General features: G+C 29.3%; 17 protein-coding genes. 15 read left to right on the top strand and 2 right to left on the bottom strand.

Features of this window, described 5'->3' with window-relative positions; translation table 11 throughout:
* The 8 genes from DY168_RS11955 (at window position 1) to DY168_RS11920 (ending at window position 6355) form a co-directional block, all read left to right on the top strand.
* Complete coding sequence (locus tag DY168_RS11955; RefSeq protein WP_115641948.1) at window positions 1-693, top strand: Crp/Fnr family transcriptional regulator; 693 nt, start codon at window positions 1-3, stop codon at window positions 691-693.
* Between the two features lie 78 nt (window positions 694-771).
* Window positions 772-1536 (top strand): formate/nitrite transporter family protein, encoded by a 765-nt coding sequence (locus DY168_RS11950; RefSeq protein WP_115641947.1) that lies wholly within the window; start codon window positions 772-774, stop codon window positions 1534-1536.
* A 15-nt stretch (window positions 1537-1551) separates the two neighbouring features.
* Window positions 1552-2559 carry an anaerobic sulfite reductase subunit AsrA gene (gene asrA, locus DY168_RS11945; RefSeq protein ID WP_115641946.1) on the top strand — a complete coding sequence of 336 codons (1008 nt, stop codon included), beginning with the start codon at window positions 1552-1554 and terminating at the stop codon, window positions 2557-2559.
* Entirely contained in the window at window positions 2560-3351 is a 792-nt protein-coding gene (gene asrB / locus DY168_RS11940) for an anaerobic sulfite reductase subunit AsrB (RefSeq protein ID WP_115641945.1), read from the top strand. It abuts the gene before it with no gap.
* Window positions 3352-3363: 12 nt separating this feature from the next.
* Window positions 3364-4347 carry a sulfite reductase subunit C gene (gene asrC / locus DY168_RS11935; RefSeq protein WP_115641944.1) on the top strand — a complete coding sequence of 328 codons (984 nt, stop codon included), beginning with the start codon at window positions 3364-3366 and terminating at the stop codon, window positions 4345-4347.
* A gap of 293 nt (window positions 4348-4640) precedes the next feature.
* Complete coding sequence (locus tag DY168_RS11930) at window positions 4641-5381, top strand: LytR/AlgR family response regulator transcription factor (protein WP_115641943.1); 741 nt, start codon at window positions 4641-4643, stop codon at window positions 5379-5381.
* The gene (locus tag DY168_RS11925) at window positions 5372-6010 is read left to right on the top strand and encodes a hypothetical protein (protein ID WP_115641942.1); all 639 of its coding nucleotides are present in this window, start codon (window positions 5372-5374) and stop codon (window positions 6008-6010) included. Before DY168_RS11930 ends, DY168_RS11925 begins: the two co-directional genes overlap by 10 nt.
* 57 nt (window positions 6011-6067) lie before the next feature.
* A complete protein-coding gene (locus DY168_RS11920) occupies window positions 6068-6355 on the top strand; it encodes a hypothetical protein (RefSeq protein ID WP_115641941.1) in 288 nt (95 codons plus the stop codon).
* Window positions 6356-6475: 120 nt separating this feature from the next.
* On the opposite strand, the gene DY168_RS15105 is transcribed toward DY168_RS11920, so the two are convergent.
* On the bottom strand, window positions 6476-7726 hold the full coding sequence (locus tag DY168_RS15105; RefSeq protein ID WP_115641940.1) for a transposase: 1251 nt from the start codon (window positions 7724-7726) through the stop codon (window positions 6476-6478).
* Between the two features lie 185 nt (window positions 7727-7911).
* On the opposite strand from DY168_RS15105, the gene DY168_RS15295 reads away from it, so the two are divergent.
* On the top strand, window positions 7912-8259 hold the full coding sequence (locus tag DY168_RS15295; protein WP_115642489.1) for a GHKL domain-containing protein: 348 nt from the start codon (window positions 7912-7914) through the stop codon (window positions 8257-8259).
* On the opposite strand, the gene DY168_RS11905 is transcribed toward DY168_RS15295, so the two are convergent.
* Window positions 8252-8410 (bottom strand): cyclic lactone autoinducer peptide, encoded by a 159-nt coding sequence (locus tag DY168_RS11905; protein WP_115641939.1) that lies wholly within the window; start codon window positions 8408-8410, stop codon window positions 8252-8254. The genes DY168_RS15295 and DY168_RS11905 overlap by 8 nt on opposite strands.
* Before the next feature lie 575 nt (window positions 8411-8985).
* Here DY168_RS11905 and DY168_RS11900 point away from each other — a divergent pair.
* The 6 genes from DY168_RS11900 (at window position 8986) to DY168_RS11875 (ending at window position 15244) form a co-directional block, all read left to right on the top strand.
* Entirely contained in the window at window positions 8986-11259 is a 2274-nt protein-coding gene (locus DY168_RS11900) for a peptidase domain-containing ABC transporter (protein ID WP_115641938.1), read from the top strand.
* The gene (locus tag DY168_RS11895) at window positions 11246-11743 is read left to right on the top strand and encodes a hypothetical protein (RefSeq protein ID WP_115641937.1); all 498 of its coding nucleotides are present in this window, start codon (window positions 11246-11248) and stop codon (window positions 11741-11743) included. The genes DY168_RS11900 and DY168_RS11895 overlap by 14 nt, the downstream gene beginning before the upstream one ends.
* The gene (locus tag DY168_RS11890; RefSeq protein ID WP_115641936.1) at window positions 11730-12842 is read left to right on the top strand and encodes an HlyD family secretion protein; all 1113 of its coding nucleotides are present in this window, start codon (window positions 11730-11732) and stop codon (window positions 12840-12842) included. Before DY168_RS11895 ends, DY168_RS11890 begins: the two co-directional genes overlap by 14 nt.
* 89 nt (window positions 12843-12931) lie before the next feature.
* Window positions 12932-13303 (top strand): hypothetical protein, encoded by a 372-nt coding sequence (locus DY168_RS11885; protein ID WP_115641935.1) that lies wholly within the window; start codon window positions 12932-12934, stop codon window positions 13301-13303.
* A 93-nt stretch (window positions 13304-13396) separates the two neighbouring features.
* The gene (locus DY168_RS11880; protein WP_115641934.1) at window positions 13397-14272 is read left to right on the top strand and encodes a hypothetical protein; all 876 of its coding nucleotides are present in this window, start codon (window positions 13397-13399) and stop codon (window positions 14270-14272) included.
* A 90-nt stretch (window positions 14273-14362) separates the two neighbouring features.
* A complete protein-coding gene (locus tag DY168_RS11875) occupies window positions 14363-15244 on the top strand; it encodes a hypothetical protein (protein WP_115641933.1) in 882 nt (293 codons plus the stop codon).
* The last annotated feature ends 200 nt before the right edge of the window (window positions 15245-15444 follow it).

The following is a 15444-nucleotide window of genomic DNA, read 5'->3' as shown; positions in this document are numbered from 1 at the left end:
ATGAAAGCTTTAAATATAGAACAGTTAAGGGAATTAGATTTATTTAATGAATTAAAGGATGATACATTGCATAAACTTTGCTCCTTTGGAATAAAAAAGACTTATAAAAAGGGCAATGTTGTCTTTAGTGATAAGGAAAAGGTCAATACAATATATATAGTTATAAGAGGAAAGTTTTCTATTTATAAAATAGGAGAAGATGCAAAAAGGCGAGTTATATATATATTAGGAAGAGACAAAATATTAAATGATGTTATACTAGACGACCTTCCTGCATCTATAAATTGTGAAGCCTTTGAAGAGGGGGAGCTTTTGCTTTTAAATAAGAATAACTTCCTTCGATGTATGGAAGAGGATTTTAATCTTACGAAGGTAGTCTTAAACTCACTTTCAATTAAGGTTAGAAGGCTATATAGACAGCTTAATAATACAAATCCAAATAAAAAGATAGAAAAGAAAATAGCTTCTAAACTTTGGAAGCTTTCTAAAGATTACGGTATAAAGGTTGAAGAAGGAATAGAAATAGATTTAAACATTAGTATAACCTATCTCGCAGATATGCTAGGTAGTCAAAGAGAAACCATTTCAAGGTCATTAAAACTTCTAGAAGAGAAGGATTTAATTAGGCTAAATAATAGAAAGATTATTGTTAAAGATAAAGATAAACTTGCTAGGTTCTTTAAAGGACTGTGATTAATATCACAGTCTTTTTGCTATTTTATAGGTAAAATAAAGATATAAGTAATATAAATAAGGAGGACATATTATATTATGTTTAGTGAAGAAATTAACAAGGTATCCGAGGCAGCAGAAAGTAAATCAGATTTATTAAAGAAAAATGGAATTGGATACATTTTATCTGCAACACTTGCAGGCCTTTATATTGGTTTTGGAGTAATGCTAATTTTTACAATAGGAGCTTCTTTAAGTGCAGTAAACTCACCTGCTACTAAGATCGTTATGGGTGCATCTTTTGGAGTAGCACTTAGTCTAGTTATATTTGCTGGTGCAGAATTGTTTACGGGGAATAATTTTGTTATGACCATAGGAGTTCTAAAAAAAACTGTTACCCTAGGGGAAGCTATTAAGGTTTGGGTAGCTAGCTTTTTTGGTAATCTTTTAGGCGGAGTCATTGGAGCATACCTTTTTTATGCAGCGGGACTTGCTACAGGACCTGTAGGAAGCTTTATAGAATCAGCGTCTATAAGTAAGATGTCACAAGGTCCACATGAATTAATAATTAGAGGAGTTTTGTGTAATATATTGGTATGTCTTGCGGTATGGTGTACTTTTAGGATGAAAGAAGAAACAGGGAAGTTAATAATGATATTTTGGTGTCTTTTTGTATTCATAACAGCAGGATTTGAACATTCCGTAGCTAATATGACGCTTCTTAGCATTGGATTATTAATACCTCACGGAGCGGCAGTAACCTTTAGTGGGTTTATTTATAACCTAGGATTTGTTACACTTGGAAACTTTATTGGAGGAGCAATATTTTTAGCTCTACCATATTATTTAATATCAAAAAAATAGTAAGAGGTGATTGTTATGGGATATAAAATTAATAAAGAAGATTTTGATAAGGTTCTACAAGAAATTTCAAAAGAATATAAGATTTTTGCACCGAAGGTTTTAAAAGGGAAAGGGACATTTTCCGATACAGATTCGATAAAATATAGTGAAATTAAAAACATAGATGAAATAGAGTTTGATAAAAAGTCTAATTTTTCATATAAGGAAATCTTAATACCTATAACTGAAACTTTATTTTATTTTAATGAGGATGAGTGGATAGAACCTAAAGCGGAAGAAAAAGGTATGATAATATTTCTAAGAAGTTGTGATATCAATTCTTTAAAGAGAATAGACAATATATATTTAAAAAATGGAGCTGAAGATCCTTATTACAAAAGACTTAGAGAAAAGGCTAAATTCATACTTATAGGCTGCAAGAAAAGCTTTGAAAATTGTTTTTGTGTAAGTATGGGTACTAATAAAACTGATGAATATGATGCTTATATTAAAGTAGAAGATAATATGGTTTTATTTGAAACAGGGGATGAACAGCTAGGAAAATATATTGAAGATATAAGAAAAGAAGAAACTAATATAGAAATAGACTTTGTAGAAGAAAATGATGTTAAGGTGAATATACCAGAAAACCTTGATCTAAAGGTTATGAATTCATCTATGTGGAAGGAGTACTCTGCAAGATGTATAGCCTGTGGTAGATGTAACTTTGTCTGTCCTACCTGTACATGCTTTACTATGCAAGATATATTTTATAAGGATAATAAGAACGTAGGGGAAAGAAGACGTATTTGGGCCTCTTGTCAGGTAGATGGATATACAGATATGGCAGGTGGACATAGTTTTAGATTAGATAAAGGACAAAGAATGAGATTTAAGGTACTTCATAAGGTTCATGATTATAAGAAAAGATGGGGACAACATATGTGTGTAGGTTGTGGAAGATGTGACGATATTTGTCCTGAATATATATCCTTTTCAAATTGTATAAATAAGCTAGAAGCTGGAATGGATGAGGTGAAATAAATGAGTAATGTATACATGCCATTTGCATCAGAAATATTAGATATAAAAAAACATACAGATATAGAATATTCGTTTAAAATGAGCTTTAAAGGAGTGGTAAAACCAGGACAGTTTTTTGAAGTATCCCTTCCAAAGTATGGGGAGGCACCTATTTCTGTAAGTGGCATTGGGGATGGATGGATTGAGCTTACCATAAGAAGAGTTGGAGTAGTTACAGAAGAAATATTTAGTTATTATGTGGGTCAAAAGCTATTTATAAGAGGACCTTATGGTAATGGATTTGATGTAGAAAACTATATAGGAAAAGAAGTTATAGTAGTAGCTGGAGGTACAGGTCTTTCACCGGTTAAAGGAATTGTAGATTACTTTTCAAAGAGTCCTAAGTATGCGGATAAATTCACATTAATAGCTGGGTTTAAATCCCCAATGGACATATTGTTTAAAGAAGATATTAAGATTTGGAAGGAAAACATGGATTTAATAATTACTGTGGATAATCCAAAGGAAGGTTACCTTGGAAATGTAGGTCTTGTGACTAAATATGTATCAGAGCTAAAGATTAAAGACATAGATAATGTACAAGTTATAGTGGTTGGACCACCAATGATGATGAAATTCACTGTTCTTGAATTTTTAAAGCTTGGCATAAAGGAAGAAAATATTTGGATCTCACAGGAAAGAAAGATGTGCTGTGGACTTGGGAAATGTGGACATTGCAAAATTGACGACACTTATATATGTATAGATGGCCCGGTGTTTAACTACACAAAGGGTAAAACTTTAATAGATTAGGAGGATACACCTATGGATATAAATACTAAAGCCCTTAAAAAGAATGCTTTTAGAGTGACTAAAGAAAGAGGTCTTACAGCTTCAAGAATAAGAGTTCCAGGTGGACATCTAAATGCTAGATATCTAGGACTTATTCAAGAAATAGCAGAAATGTACGGTAACGGGACAGTTCATTTAACTACTAGACAAGGATTCGAAATACCTGGTATAAGCATGGAAGACATGGATGAGATAAATACTAAGCTTCAACCAATTATAGAAGGACTTGAAATAAATCAGGAAGTAGAAGGAAGTAATCCTAATATAAAAGGAAAAGGATATACTTCAGCAGGAACAAGAAATATTTGTGCCTGTATAGGAAATAAAGTCTGTCCCTTTGGTAACTATAACACCTCAGCTTTTGCAAAAAGAATAGAAAAGGCAATATTTCCAGATGATCTTCACTTTAAAGTGGCATTAACAGGATGTGCAAATGATTGCTTAAAGGTTAGAATGCATGATTTTGGAATAATAGGAATGACTGAACCTCAATATGATGCTTATAGATGCATCAGCTGTGGAGCCTGTGTTAAAAACTGCAAACAAAGAGCAACAGGAGCCTTACGCTTTGAAAATTTTAAGGTAGTTCGTGATGATGAGAAGTGTATAGGCTGTGGAGAGTGCGTAGGAAAATGCCCAACTAACGCATGGACAAGAAGTGAAAAGAAATATTATAGACTAGCCATTATGGGCAGATCAGGAAAGAAAAATCCAAGACTTGCAGAGGATTTTTTAATCTGGGCTGATGAAGAAAGTATATTAAAAATCATACTAAATACCTATGATTATGTTAATGAATATATAGATAGGACTGCCCCAGGCGGAAAAGAACACATAGGATATATAGTGGATAGAACTGGATTTAAGGAATATAAAAAGTGGGCACTTAAAGATGTAGAGTTTGATGAAAAAACCATAGTTAAAGAAAATATTTATTGGAGCGGCATAAGATACTAAACAAGATAAGAAGTTGAAAAATATGTTACGTATGATAACCAACGGATAAAAGAGTCCACAGCAAAGGCTAATTAAATAGTTAAGCTGTGGACTTTTAGTGTTATATTTTTATAGATATATTTACTGACAGTTAATATTAAATTCTGGTATATATACCCTAAGTCTATGGATATATGTTATAATATTCCTATGCCATTTAATGGTTTACACTTAGTTATAAACTTTTAATGGAAGAATTAAAGCTAATAATCTAATTACAACATGACAAAAATTTAATACAAGGGGATTAAATAATGATTAATATACTTATATGTGATGATTGCGAAAAAACAGTGAATATGATAAAAAATATAGTTATCAAAACTTACGAAGAAGAAATGAGTTTTAAAGAGTTTAATGTATTAACTTTTAATAGCCCTACTGATGTTATTTCATATATTAAAAATTGTGTTGGAAAAAACATATATATACTAGATATTAACTTAAATGAAGAAAGAAATGGATTGAAATTAGGAAGAGAAATTAGGAAATTAGATAAGTATACAGGGGAGATGATTTTTGTTACTAACCACATTGAGGCAAGTCTTAAAGTATTTCAATACAAACTCCGGGTGGTAACATTGATAGATAAAAGCTTATACCTTGAAAGTGAGTTAAAGGAAAGTCTTTTAATTGCTACTCAAATACTAAATAAGAATAATGATAAAGATGAAAAAAGGTTAGTAGTTAAAGTAGGTTCTGAAATGTTTAATATACTGCTTCAAGACATTATTTATATTGAGACTATAAAAAATAGCCGTAAAGTAGTTCTTTATAGTATCAATACTACTGTTGAATTTTATAGCACGTTAAAAGAATTAATGAATTTACTAGACAATAATTTTATTCAAGTTCATAAAACAAGTATAGTAAATAAAAGATATATAAAAAGTGTATGTAAAAATTTAAATGATACTCATATTGATATTGTGACAGGAGGAAGGTTATCTATTTCTAGAACAGGATTAAAAGAGGTGAAAAAGGCTTGGGGATAATAAATATAGGTCTTTTATTTATTACGTTTTATGTTCAATTATATATTGCTTATAAATTTAAAAGATATAAATTTACCATCAATATAAATAATTTCATAATAATACTAAGTAGCTCTATAGTATATTATTATTTACTTAAGTTTAATTATTTAAATGACTATAAAATTATAATTACCACTATATTTCTTATGATTATTTTAACATTACTTCTTGAACTAAACATCTTATCTTTGATTCAAACTACATTTTTTATAACTTTAATAATGGTATTTTCTGAATCTTTAACAGCACAAATTTTCATCAATATATTAAGGCTTAATTTTAAAAATTTATATGCAAATAATATAATATTTATATTTTTTAACATTGCAATGCTTTTCAATGCTGCTTTTATTATTAATTTAAAAGAAATATTTACTGGGTTCTTATTTTCTAAATTTAAAATTAATAATTTTATGATGAATACTATATTTATAACAAATTTAATGATTATATTTCTTGCTATTTATTTTATAGCGTATAAGTTTTTTAATAATGACGCAGTTTTTATTGTGATTTTAAGTTCTGTTGTTTGTTTAATTTTAAACTTAACCTTTTTTCACAAAAATTATATATTAAAAATAAAATAACAAGAATTTATAGAATTAAAAACGTATACTAACATTATAGAAAATTTAGTAGATGATGTGACTAAGTTTAAACATGATTATAATAATATCATTTTTATGATGAAAGGATATTTAGATGACAATAACATTGAAGAATTAAAAAAGTATTTTAAAAAAGATTTAATTTCTGAATATGAAAATAATGAAATAATTAAACTAAAAAAAATTAAAGACGCTGGACTAAAAGGATTGTTAACTTCTAAAATAGTAAAATACAATCCCGATAATATAAATTTGTCAATAGAAGTTTTAGATACACAGAGATTTCGCATTAAAATCCCAGTGAAAATTTTACTCTTACTGTAATTGTCACCTATTACATTCATTAAGATATATGGAAACACAACACAAAGATAGGTCGCAAAATGCCTATAAATTCCCCCTCCCCAAAGTATCTTCAAAATTAATTTACAATTATTAAACTAGTTAAGTAGTATCGAAGATAGGATTTATCCAATCTTGTACTAATAGCATCTCATCCCTTAAATCCTCAATTATATTTATTTGCAACATCCTTTTTCTTCTAAACCCTCTAATGCACCGAAAAAAATATAATTGCATTAAGTTAAAGGCTATTACTATAAACATAAGCACTGTTTCTACACCTGTAGGGCTATGAAGAAAGCAATGATCTAAATGCCACTCCGTTTTTAACTGATGAAACGCATTATTTTCAATATCCCATCTTTTATGCATTATCTTCCACAAAGTTTCTACTGAAGTAAATTTGTCTGTAGTTATAATCCATGATTCTTTGATTTCTACTTTATCTTTTTTATGTACTTCTTCTATAAACTTTATAAATCTTACTTTTATCTCTGAATTAGACATTTCAAAATTATCTTCATCCCAGGCTTTTATTTTTATATAGTTGTTACTTTTTCTATTCACAACCCACTTTTTATTTGGCTCCCTGCACTTGAATAAAGCTAATGCATCTTTGACAATATGAAGTCTTTCATCTTTAACTCGTACTACTGCATTCATTCCAATTGATAGCACTTCTTTAATCCAAGTGGATTTACAATATAGAGCGTCAGCGACTATGATATCTGCAAAATGATGAAATTCTTTATATAGCCTATTGATTAGGCGTTTCCCTCCGGTAGTTTCACCTTCATCCTTATTTGATCCATCTGTTTTAGGTTCAAGCATTTCCTGTCCTAAAATAAGGTGCGGATCAGAGCCTACAGTTGAACATACTACTGACCTGTGAAAATAATGAGTAACTCCACCATTGTGAACTCGGCTAAGACATTTATCACAACACTTTTTGGTGCTTTCAAATAATTCTACACCATCTATTGCCACTACCTTTAAACCATCCATAGTACTAGCTCTAAAGACTTTATTTTTTACCGCAGTTTTTATTATTTGATTGTGCATATTATTTAAACCTTCTAAGTCAAAGTCGCTTAATGAGCGCCTAACGGTATCAATACGTGGCACTTTAGTTTTCTTAGGTAGCAACTTTTTAAATTTATTTTTTTCAAGTAAGTGTTCTAATCTATTGAAACTTCTTATTTGAAGTATAAACCCAAATAATACCACAAAGGAGATTGTTGAAACTTTTGCAGAAAATTTTATTCTTTTATCCTTTAAGGTATTGATTTTTTTGCCTATATGATATACCTTATTAATATAGGTGAGCATTTGTTTTAAATAATTTGTGTTCATTTTATCAGCATCCTTTTATTTTAAGTTTCTAGTTAAAACTATTATAAAAAGGATGCTTTTATTATGCAAGTTTTTCCCTTATAAATTCCAGCAAAAATCGGAATTAATAACGATTTTCTTAATTTGATACAAATCATTATAAATCAACGGGCTATCGCCCTAAAAACTTTTCAAGTGCTAAACTTCTGTTAGATACAATAGATACTTTTCATATAGATATAATAGATCTATGTAGAATTGTAGGTATACTTATAGATAATGCTCATGAAGCTGCAAAAGATAGCAAAGAGAAATTTATATCTATAGTTCTTATTCAAGATGAATATTTAAATATAACCATTGCTAATTCTTATACAAAAAGTATAAATATAAGTAGTATATATAAAGAGAGCTATTCCACAAAGGGAAAAAATCGTGGAATAGGTTTAAATAATGTAAAAGAAATTATAGATAAAAGATATCCTAATGTTTTACTAAAAACATCAGTTGAAAAAGACATCTTTATTCAAGATTTGTATATAAAAGCTAGATAAGATTACTTATCTTTTTTAATAGTAATTTTGGCATTTTAGGTTCTTCTAAAGCATAGGCTATAGAAGCTTGGATAGATGTATAAGCTATATTAATAGCTATATCACTTATTTTTATTGCTAAAATTTTAGATAACTTTTGTGTAATATTCATAATTGTTATACCTCTTTTTCATTATTTTGTATGTAATTGGACATATAATATCGCTAAAATAATAGGAGGTTTTGTAATATTCATAAATAACACTTCTAAGCCATACCTTATAATTTCTAAGTCTTCTTCTGTCTTATTAGGGACAGCTTTTTTATGTAATTAGATAGTATCATACTAAATTTTTCGGATAATGTCATGCAATCACTTCCTTAACAAAGAAAGTTTTTACGTAAAATTAACAAGTAAATCATTAGTTGTCAATAAGACTTAGTTGAACAACATAAAAATTACATTGAATGATATATTATCATATGATAATGACGAATAATACAATTATTATGTTGTATACTTAAAGGCTATATACACATATTAGGATAGATGATATTCTTTTTACAAAGACAGGCGTTATGCTTGATAAACTCAGTAATATTTTCTTCGATAAGGACACTTAGTGGAGGGGTATTATTGATAATAACTTAAAAGTCCAGTGAATTTAAATATTAAATATCAGGAAGATTTGTATTTGAAATGTGATTGTAAAGTTAAGAATATATACAACAGAGGGAGATTAGAAGGTGGGTTATAAAAACTATTTAGTTAAGCAATATGATAGTACAGACTGTGCAGCGGCATGTCTAGCCACTATAAGTATGTATTACAAAAAAGAAGTTACAATAACTAAACTTAGGGATATTTTAGGCACGGATATCAAGGGTACAACACTTAAAGGCTTGGAAGATGGGGCAAGAAGACTTGGATTTGATACCAAAGCTATTAGGGTTGATAAAGGGGGACTTCGTAGCAAGTACACGCTACCAGCTATTGCTCACTTAATAACTGATGAAGGTCTTAGCCATTTTGTGGTGATACATAAAGTAAGGAAAGATAGTATTATTATATTAGATCCTGCAAGGGGAAAAGAAAAGCAATCAATAGATGACTTTTTAAAAAGTTTTGATGGAGTTCTTCTTTTAATTATACCAAGCAATGAGTTTAGTACAGATAAAGATAAGAAGGAAAGTACCCTATCAAAATTTATAAAGATATTACTTCCTCAGAAAAAGCTTTTTATATACAGCATTATAACCTCTTTGGTACTTACTGTATTAGGAATTGCTTCATCTTTCTTTAATAAAATTTTAATGGATGAGATTTTACCCTATGGTTTAAAAAATCAACTTGCTATTTTTAGTATAGGATTTATGGTTATAGGAATAACTCAAATTATAATAACTGCTATAAGACAACATATGTTACTTTATTTATCACAAAAAATAGATATTCCATTATTACTAGGATATTTTAAACACGTTTATAGATTACCTACCAAATTTTTTGCTACAAGAAAAGTTGGAGATATATTAACTAGATTTAGTGATGCTTTTACCATAAAAAATATTTTAACCTCTGTAACTTTGTCACTAATAATTGATATCGTTCTAGCTATGGTGTCAGCAATAATACTTTGCATGATGAATAAAACACTTTTCTTAATTGTTTTAATGCTTACAGTGGTAAGTGCTGCACTTATATTTATATTTAAGGGGCCTTATAAAAAGATAAACTTAAAGCAGATGGAAGCACATGCGAGTCTTAATAGTACTATAATAGAAAGCTTAAAAGGAATAGATACAATAAAATTTCATGCAGCTGAAGAAAAGACTATGGAAAAACTAGAAAGCGAATACATAAGGAATCTTAAGATTGCATTTCAAGAAGGAGTCTTATCAAATATACAAGGATCTATTTCATCAGTAGTATCTAATATAGGTAACTTGGTACTTATGTTTATGGGTGCAACAATGGTTATTGATGGAAAGATAACTTTAGGAAGCTTAATGGCATTTACATCTCTATCAGCTTACTTTATGGGGCCTATAGGTAGACTTATAGGGCTACAACTAAGTATTCAAGAAGCTAGTATCTCTCTTAAAAGAATTTCTGAAATATATGAGGTTGAAGAAGAACAAAGGCAGGATGAAGAAAAGATAAAAATTGAGGATATAGATGGAGATATAACTCTTCAAAATATAACCTTTAGATATGGAAGTAGACAACCTGTGATTAAGGATCTAAATATTACTATTCCAAAAGGAAAAAAGGTTGCCTTAGTTGGTGAATCAGGAAGTGGTAAAACTACTATATCAAAACTTTTACTTAGATCTTTTGAGGCTGAGGAGGGAAAGATTAATATCTGTGGATATAACATAGATGAATTAGATATTTATTCATTAAGAAAATCAATAGCTTATGTACCTCAAGATGTAGAACTATTTTCAGGAAGTATTAAAGATAATGTGATACTAGGGAAAGAAGATATTAGTTATGAAAAAATAAGGGGTGCCTGTGAAGATGCGGGATGTAGCTCATTTATAGAAAAGTTACCAGGAAAGTATAATACCTTTTTAGAAGAAGCAGGTGGAGGGCTTTCAGGAGGAGAAAGACAAAGATTAGCTTTAGCTAGAGCTTTAATAAAGGATACAAGCTTCTTAATACTTGATGAAGCAACAAGCAATCTAGATTTTATAAGTGAAGCTAAAATTTACAATACACTTTTTATAAAATCTAAGAATAAAACAATGTTAATAATAGCTCATAGACTTTCGACCATAAGGAATTGTGACATAATATATGTTCTTGATAAAGGAAGGGTGGTTGAACAAGGTAATCATGAAACCCTACTTGAAAAGAAAGGTCATTATTATAGATTATATATTAGCCAAGTCGGTGAAGTGGATAGTAAAGCTACTACCGACACAAATATTATAGAAAGTAAACAAAATAAGATTAAGGATATAGAAACAAATTTGAAAACGATTGAAGAAGGGGAAGAGTATGAGTACAAATAATAAAATAATAGTAAAAGAAAACAAAACCCTTAAGTTAAATAATGTTCTTATAAGGGAGTTAAATCAAAATGAACTTATTGATATGAATAAGGTTACTTATATGATGGATAGTTATGTAAAGTCAAAGGGGAATGCAGTAGTTGGACCAATGATAAATTACTCGTCATTAATAACTGATGAAAATGGACAACCTAAGATAATAGCTAGGCTTATGGTGCAACTTAAAAGTCCTATACACAATGTAGAAAGACCTTATGAGCAAGAAACACAAATAAGGATAACAAACTGTCTATTTGCAAGATTTACAGAAAAGGAAGAAAACCTTCAGTTTGCATATTCGAAGTTAACGTTACATGCCTTTGAAAATGACATTAAATTAGTAGGTGATAGTTACACTGTTTTTGTTGACAATAAGGAAAATCAAATAGTAGCTGATGTATTCATGGAAGTACAAAATGGGGGAGAGGCACTTGAGGATATATAACTTAAATGAAATAACAGATAGTAAACTGTTATATGATAAAAGTCCACCTAGGTTTATGGTGTATATAGTAGGAATAATTTTGATATTATTGACAGCCTTTTTGTTTTGGTCTACTAAATCAGTAAAAACCTATGTAGTAAAAGGTCAAGGGTTAGTTACCACAGAAAACAAGTCAAACATCATGGCAAAGGTATCAGGCGAGATAAGTGAAGTCTTTATAGAAGAAGGTAAGGAAGTTAACGAGGGTGATACTTTAATAAGCTTAAAGCCTGTGGAGTCAAAATTGCAATTGGGACAAGTTGATTCTCAAATAGATGTGATAAATAGAAGAATAGAATTAATTACTAGAGCAGAAAGAGATGCTACAAATGGTAAAAACAGCTTTAGTAAAAGTGATTCAGATGAAGTAGAATTTTATAATAAATTAGCTAACATATATACAAAGAGAAAAGAATTTGTGGTAGATGAAGAGGCATTGAGAACTCAATCAGCTACAGAAGATCAGATAAATGAATATAAAAAGGTACAAAAGATAAAAGATGATGGAGCACGTTATGATGGAATTATACAGTTCACAAATGAAAAGCAACAATTGAATTTTGAAAAGAGCAAATTAGAAGCTCAAAAAGGCTCTTTAGATAAGGCGACAGAAGAATTTAATATTGTAGCACCTAAAAGTGGAAAAATGCATTTGAATACACCAATAACAAAGGGAATGGTACTTCAAGTAGGAAACTTAATAGGAACTATGACCAATAATGAAGAAAAATTAATAGTAGAAGCACTAATCCCATCTAATGAAAGGCCAAGAATTCATGTAAATGATGAAGTATCCCTTGTGGTTGGTGGCCTAAATCAAGCTGAATATGGAACTGTAAAAGGTAAGGTATCAAGTATAGATGAAGATGCCACTATAGATAATCAAAAAGGAAATGTCTTCTTTAAGGTGAAAGTAGCACCAGAAAAGACCTACCTTTCAGATAAAAAAGGTGAAAAGGTTAATTTAACCCTAGGAATGGTAACAGAAACAAGAGTTAAATATGAAAAAATAACCTATATGAAATATTTTATGGAACAAATAGGTATAAGGTTCAATTAAACTAAGAAGAGTTAATTAGTTATTAGAGGTAGCTTAAGATACTTTTTAATATAAATAAAAAAACATATGATTGAAAGGGGACTGTAAAAATGAGTTCATATGCATTACAATTACCAAATAATTATGTAGAGATTGAAAGAGAGGAAATGGAATATGTTGATGGAGGTGCTTATCTTAGTAATGCAGGATTAAGAAGTGTATTACTAGCATGTGCTTTGAATCCTGTAGGTGCTACAATATTAGGATTAGCCTATTGGAAAGCTGTATCTTTTGTTACTGCAAAATTCACTCTATTATGTGCTAAGTTGGGATCAGTAGGAGGAATAGCAGGATCAATTATTGGTGCAGTGGTAGGGGCATATGCAGCAGGTTCAGTAGCAATTTCAGTAGTCGATGCCTTGTATTCTGGGCAAGGACTAGACTTTGGATTTACTTGGAGACCTACTATAGATGTAAGATAAGAAGTTAAAAAATATGTTACGGTATAACAAGTTGGCTTATTATACCGTAACATATAATTTTTTATATTTATATGTTTTTATAAAGGAGTTAACATGAAAAAAAAAGCTGAAATTTTAATTGTATTCAATATTTTATTTTATGTATTTATATTTATACATAAGTATTATACAAATGACGATGTTCCACAAGTGCTGTTTTATATGGCACTATCTTTCTCATCAATCTTTTTAGAAGAAACATTTAAAAATAAAATAAAAGAGCTAGAAGTTTATTTATTGATAGATTTTTTGCTTAGGATTGGTGTGCTGATATTACATCTTACAGTATTAATTTTTAAAATTGATATATCAAAGGTTAGTTTAATTACAGCAATACTTTTTATGTTTAATATAATATTAGAAGTAATTATATTGGAAAAGGTGAAAAATATTAGTGAGGATAAATCAGAAATTGTTAATCAAAAGGATATTAATAAATTTATTGAAGATTTTAAATCAAGAAAATTAAATTATTATGCAATGGGGACAGATTTAAAAGATGAAATGGCATTTATGATAAATGCTCTTGAGATATCTGGAAAAGGCACCATTGTAATAATTATTCTATCTATATTAGTGTTTATTTCTAGATTTATTTATGCCAATCTTGTGAAATTAATGTTTATACCAATATTATTAATAATTCTTCTATTACATATTTTATTTAAATTATCACATCAAACAATTAGTATTGCTTATAAAAACAATGAACATAAAAGTATGAGGAATTATATAGACATAATAACATTTGTGATAGGGTATATAATTTTATTTTGTGAAGAAACAATTTTTTATGGGAAAATGGGATATTTGCATATTTCAATACTTGTAGTAGGTGCTATATTTTTTGTGCCAACTTTTAGTACAAAGTATATTATTAAAAAGAAATCTGAAGACATATACAGAAAATACAAAAGATGTATTCAGTAAATGAAAGCTATTGCAATATTTAATGTGAAATTATATTTTAATACTATTAATATAGTTAGAGTATAATTGCAAAAAGAGGAGGACTTTGTTATGAAAAGATCTGTTAAAATAGTAATGTTAATAAATTTAATTAATTATGTGAGCAATTTTGCATTTTCCTATGCTTATTCCAATAAACTTATTAATAGTTCCATGATAGCTTTAGGAATATGGGCATTGACACCTTATTTATTAGCCACGATTTCAAGTTTTATACTAGCTACAGATTATAGGGAGGAATTAAAAGTATTTAAAAAAGAAGCCATAGCTGATTGGATTGTAAGGGTAATATCTTGCGTCCTTGTTTTCCAGGAGTTTAAATTTGGGTTTATGTCTAAAGAATACATAGTTCAGCAAGCTATATTGGTACTTTTGCTTCTTATAAATATATATCTAGAGTTTAGAATGTATAATAAGGCGAAGGCCTATATTTATGTTAAAAAGGAAGCCAAAAAAAATGAAGTTATTTCTGAAGATGAAAAACAAAATATAAAAAACATGGGGAAGGCAGTTTTCTTAGGTTTGATATCTCTAATTATCGTTTCAGCAATATCAATGTCAGTTCCTTCAACTACTCATATGGGTGCAGGAAAGGTTTCTAATATTTTTGCAATCATTATTTCCACTTCTACCTTCTTGTGGTTCTTGCATTCAAGCTGTGAAAAATGCCGTTTATTTTATTTGGATAAATCTTTAGCTAAAAGAATCTTTTTAAGAGATGGGTTTTATGCAACAATTGGATTTGTAATATGCCTACTAGCAACCTTTGAAGTTTTAGGCGCTTACCATTTAATTTATAACGTATCAACATTTATAGGAATTTTATTTTTATATCCTACTATAAGAACCAATAGAAAAATGGCTATGCATCATAAAAGGGTTGTAGGCATATTAGGTGATAACTTTGAATTATATTATAATTGCAAAGATTAAATGTAATTATGTTAATTTGTTAAGTATTAAAGGAGGACAATGTCCTCCTTAATTATTGTGCGCCCGGTATGGGCGCAATCTAATGGGTGAAAGTCCCTAGCACGGGTTAATAGTGCCAAGTGCATAGCTTAAGATAAGGGTGTACACCGCGAAGTGGAATCTGAAGGAAGTCGGCGGCAAAACTCTGGTCTGACGAACAG

The organism is Clostridium putrefaciens (assembly GCF_900461105.1).
Lineage (GTDB): Bacteria > Bacillota > Clostridia > Clostridiales > Clostridiaceae > Clostridium_L > Clostridium_L putrefaciens.
Note: the sequence above shows the minus strand (reverse complement) of the source record. Positions and strands in the feature narration are given on the sequence as shown.

Coding starts and splice junctions, on each gene's coding strand:
- DY168_RS11950 (WP_115641947.1), top strand. CDS start 772: ATGTTTAGTGAAGAAATTAACAAGGTATCCGAGGCAGCAGAAAGTAAA.
- DY168_RS15105 (WP_115641940.1), bottom strand. CDS start 7,726: ATGAACACAAATTATTTAAAACAAATGCTCACCTATATTAATAAGGTA.
- asrA (WP_115641946.1), top strand. CDS start 1,552: ATGGGATATAAAATTAATAAAGAAGATTTTGATAAGGTTCTACAAGAA.
- DY168_RS11955 (WP_115641948.1), top strand. CDS start 1: ATGAAAGCTTTAAATATAGAACAGTTAAGGGAATTAGATTTATTTAAT.
- DY168_RS11880 (WP_115641934.1), top strand. CDS start 13,397: ATGAAAAAAAAAGCTGAAATTTTAATTGTATTCAATATTTTATTTTAT.
- asrB (WP_115641945.1), top strand. CDS start 2,560: ATGAGTAATGTATACATGCCATTTGCATCAGAAATATTAGATATAAAA.
- asrC (WP_115641944.1), top strand. CDS start 3,364: ATGGATATAAATACTAAAGCCCTTAAAAAGAATGCTTTTAGAGTGACT.
- DY168_RS11875 (WP_115641933.1), top strand. CDS start 14,363: ATGAAAAGATCTGTTAAAATAGTAATGTTAATAAATTTAATTAATTAT.
- DY168_RS11930 (WP_115641943.1), top strand. CDS start 4,641: ATGATTAATATACTTATATGTGATGATTGCGAAAAAACAGTGAATATG.
- DY168_RS11895 (WP_115641937.1), top strand. CDS start 11,246: ATGAGTACAAATAATAAAATAATAGTAAAAGAAAACAAAACCCTTAAG.
- DY168_RS11905 (WP_115641939.1), bottom strand. CDS start 8,410: ATGAATATTACACAAAAGTTATCTAAAATTTTAGCAATAAAAATAAGT.
- DY168_RS11885 (WP_115641935.1), top strand. CDS start 12,932: ATGAGTTCATATGCATTACAATTACCAAATAATTATGTAGAGATTGAA.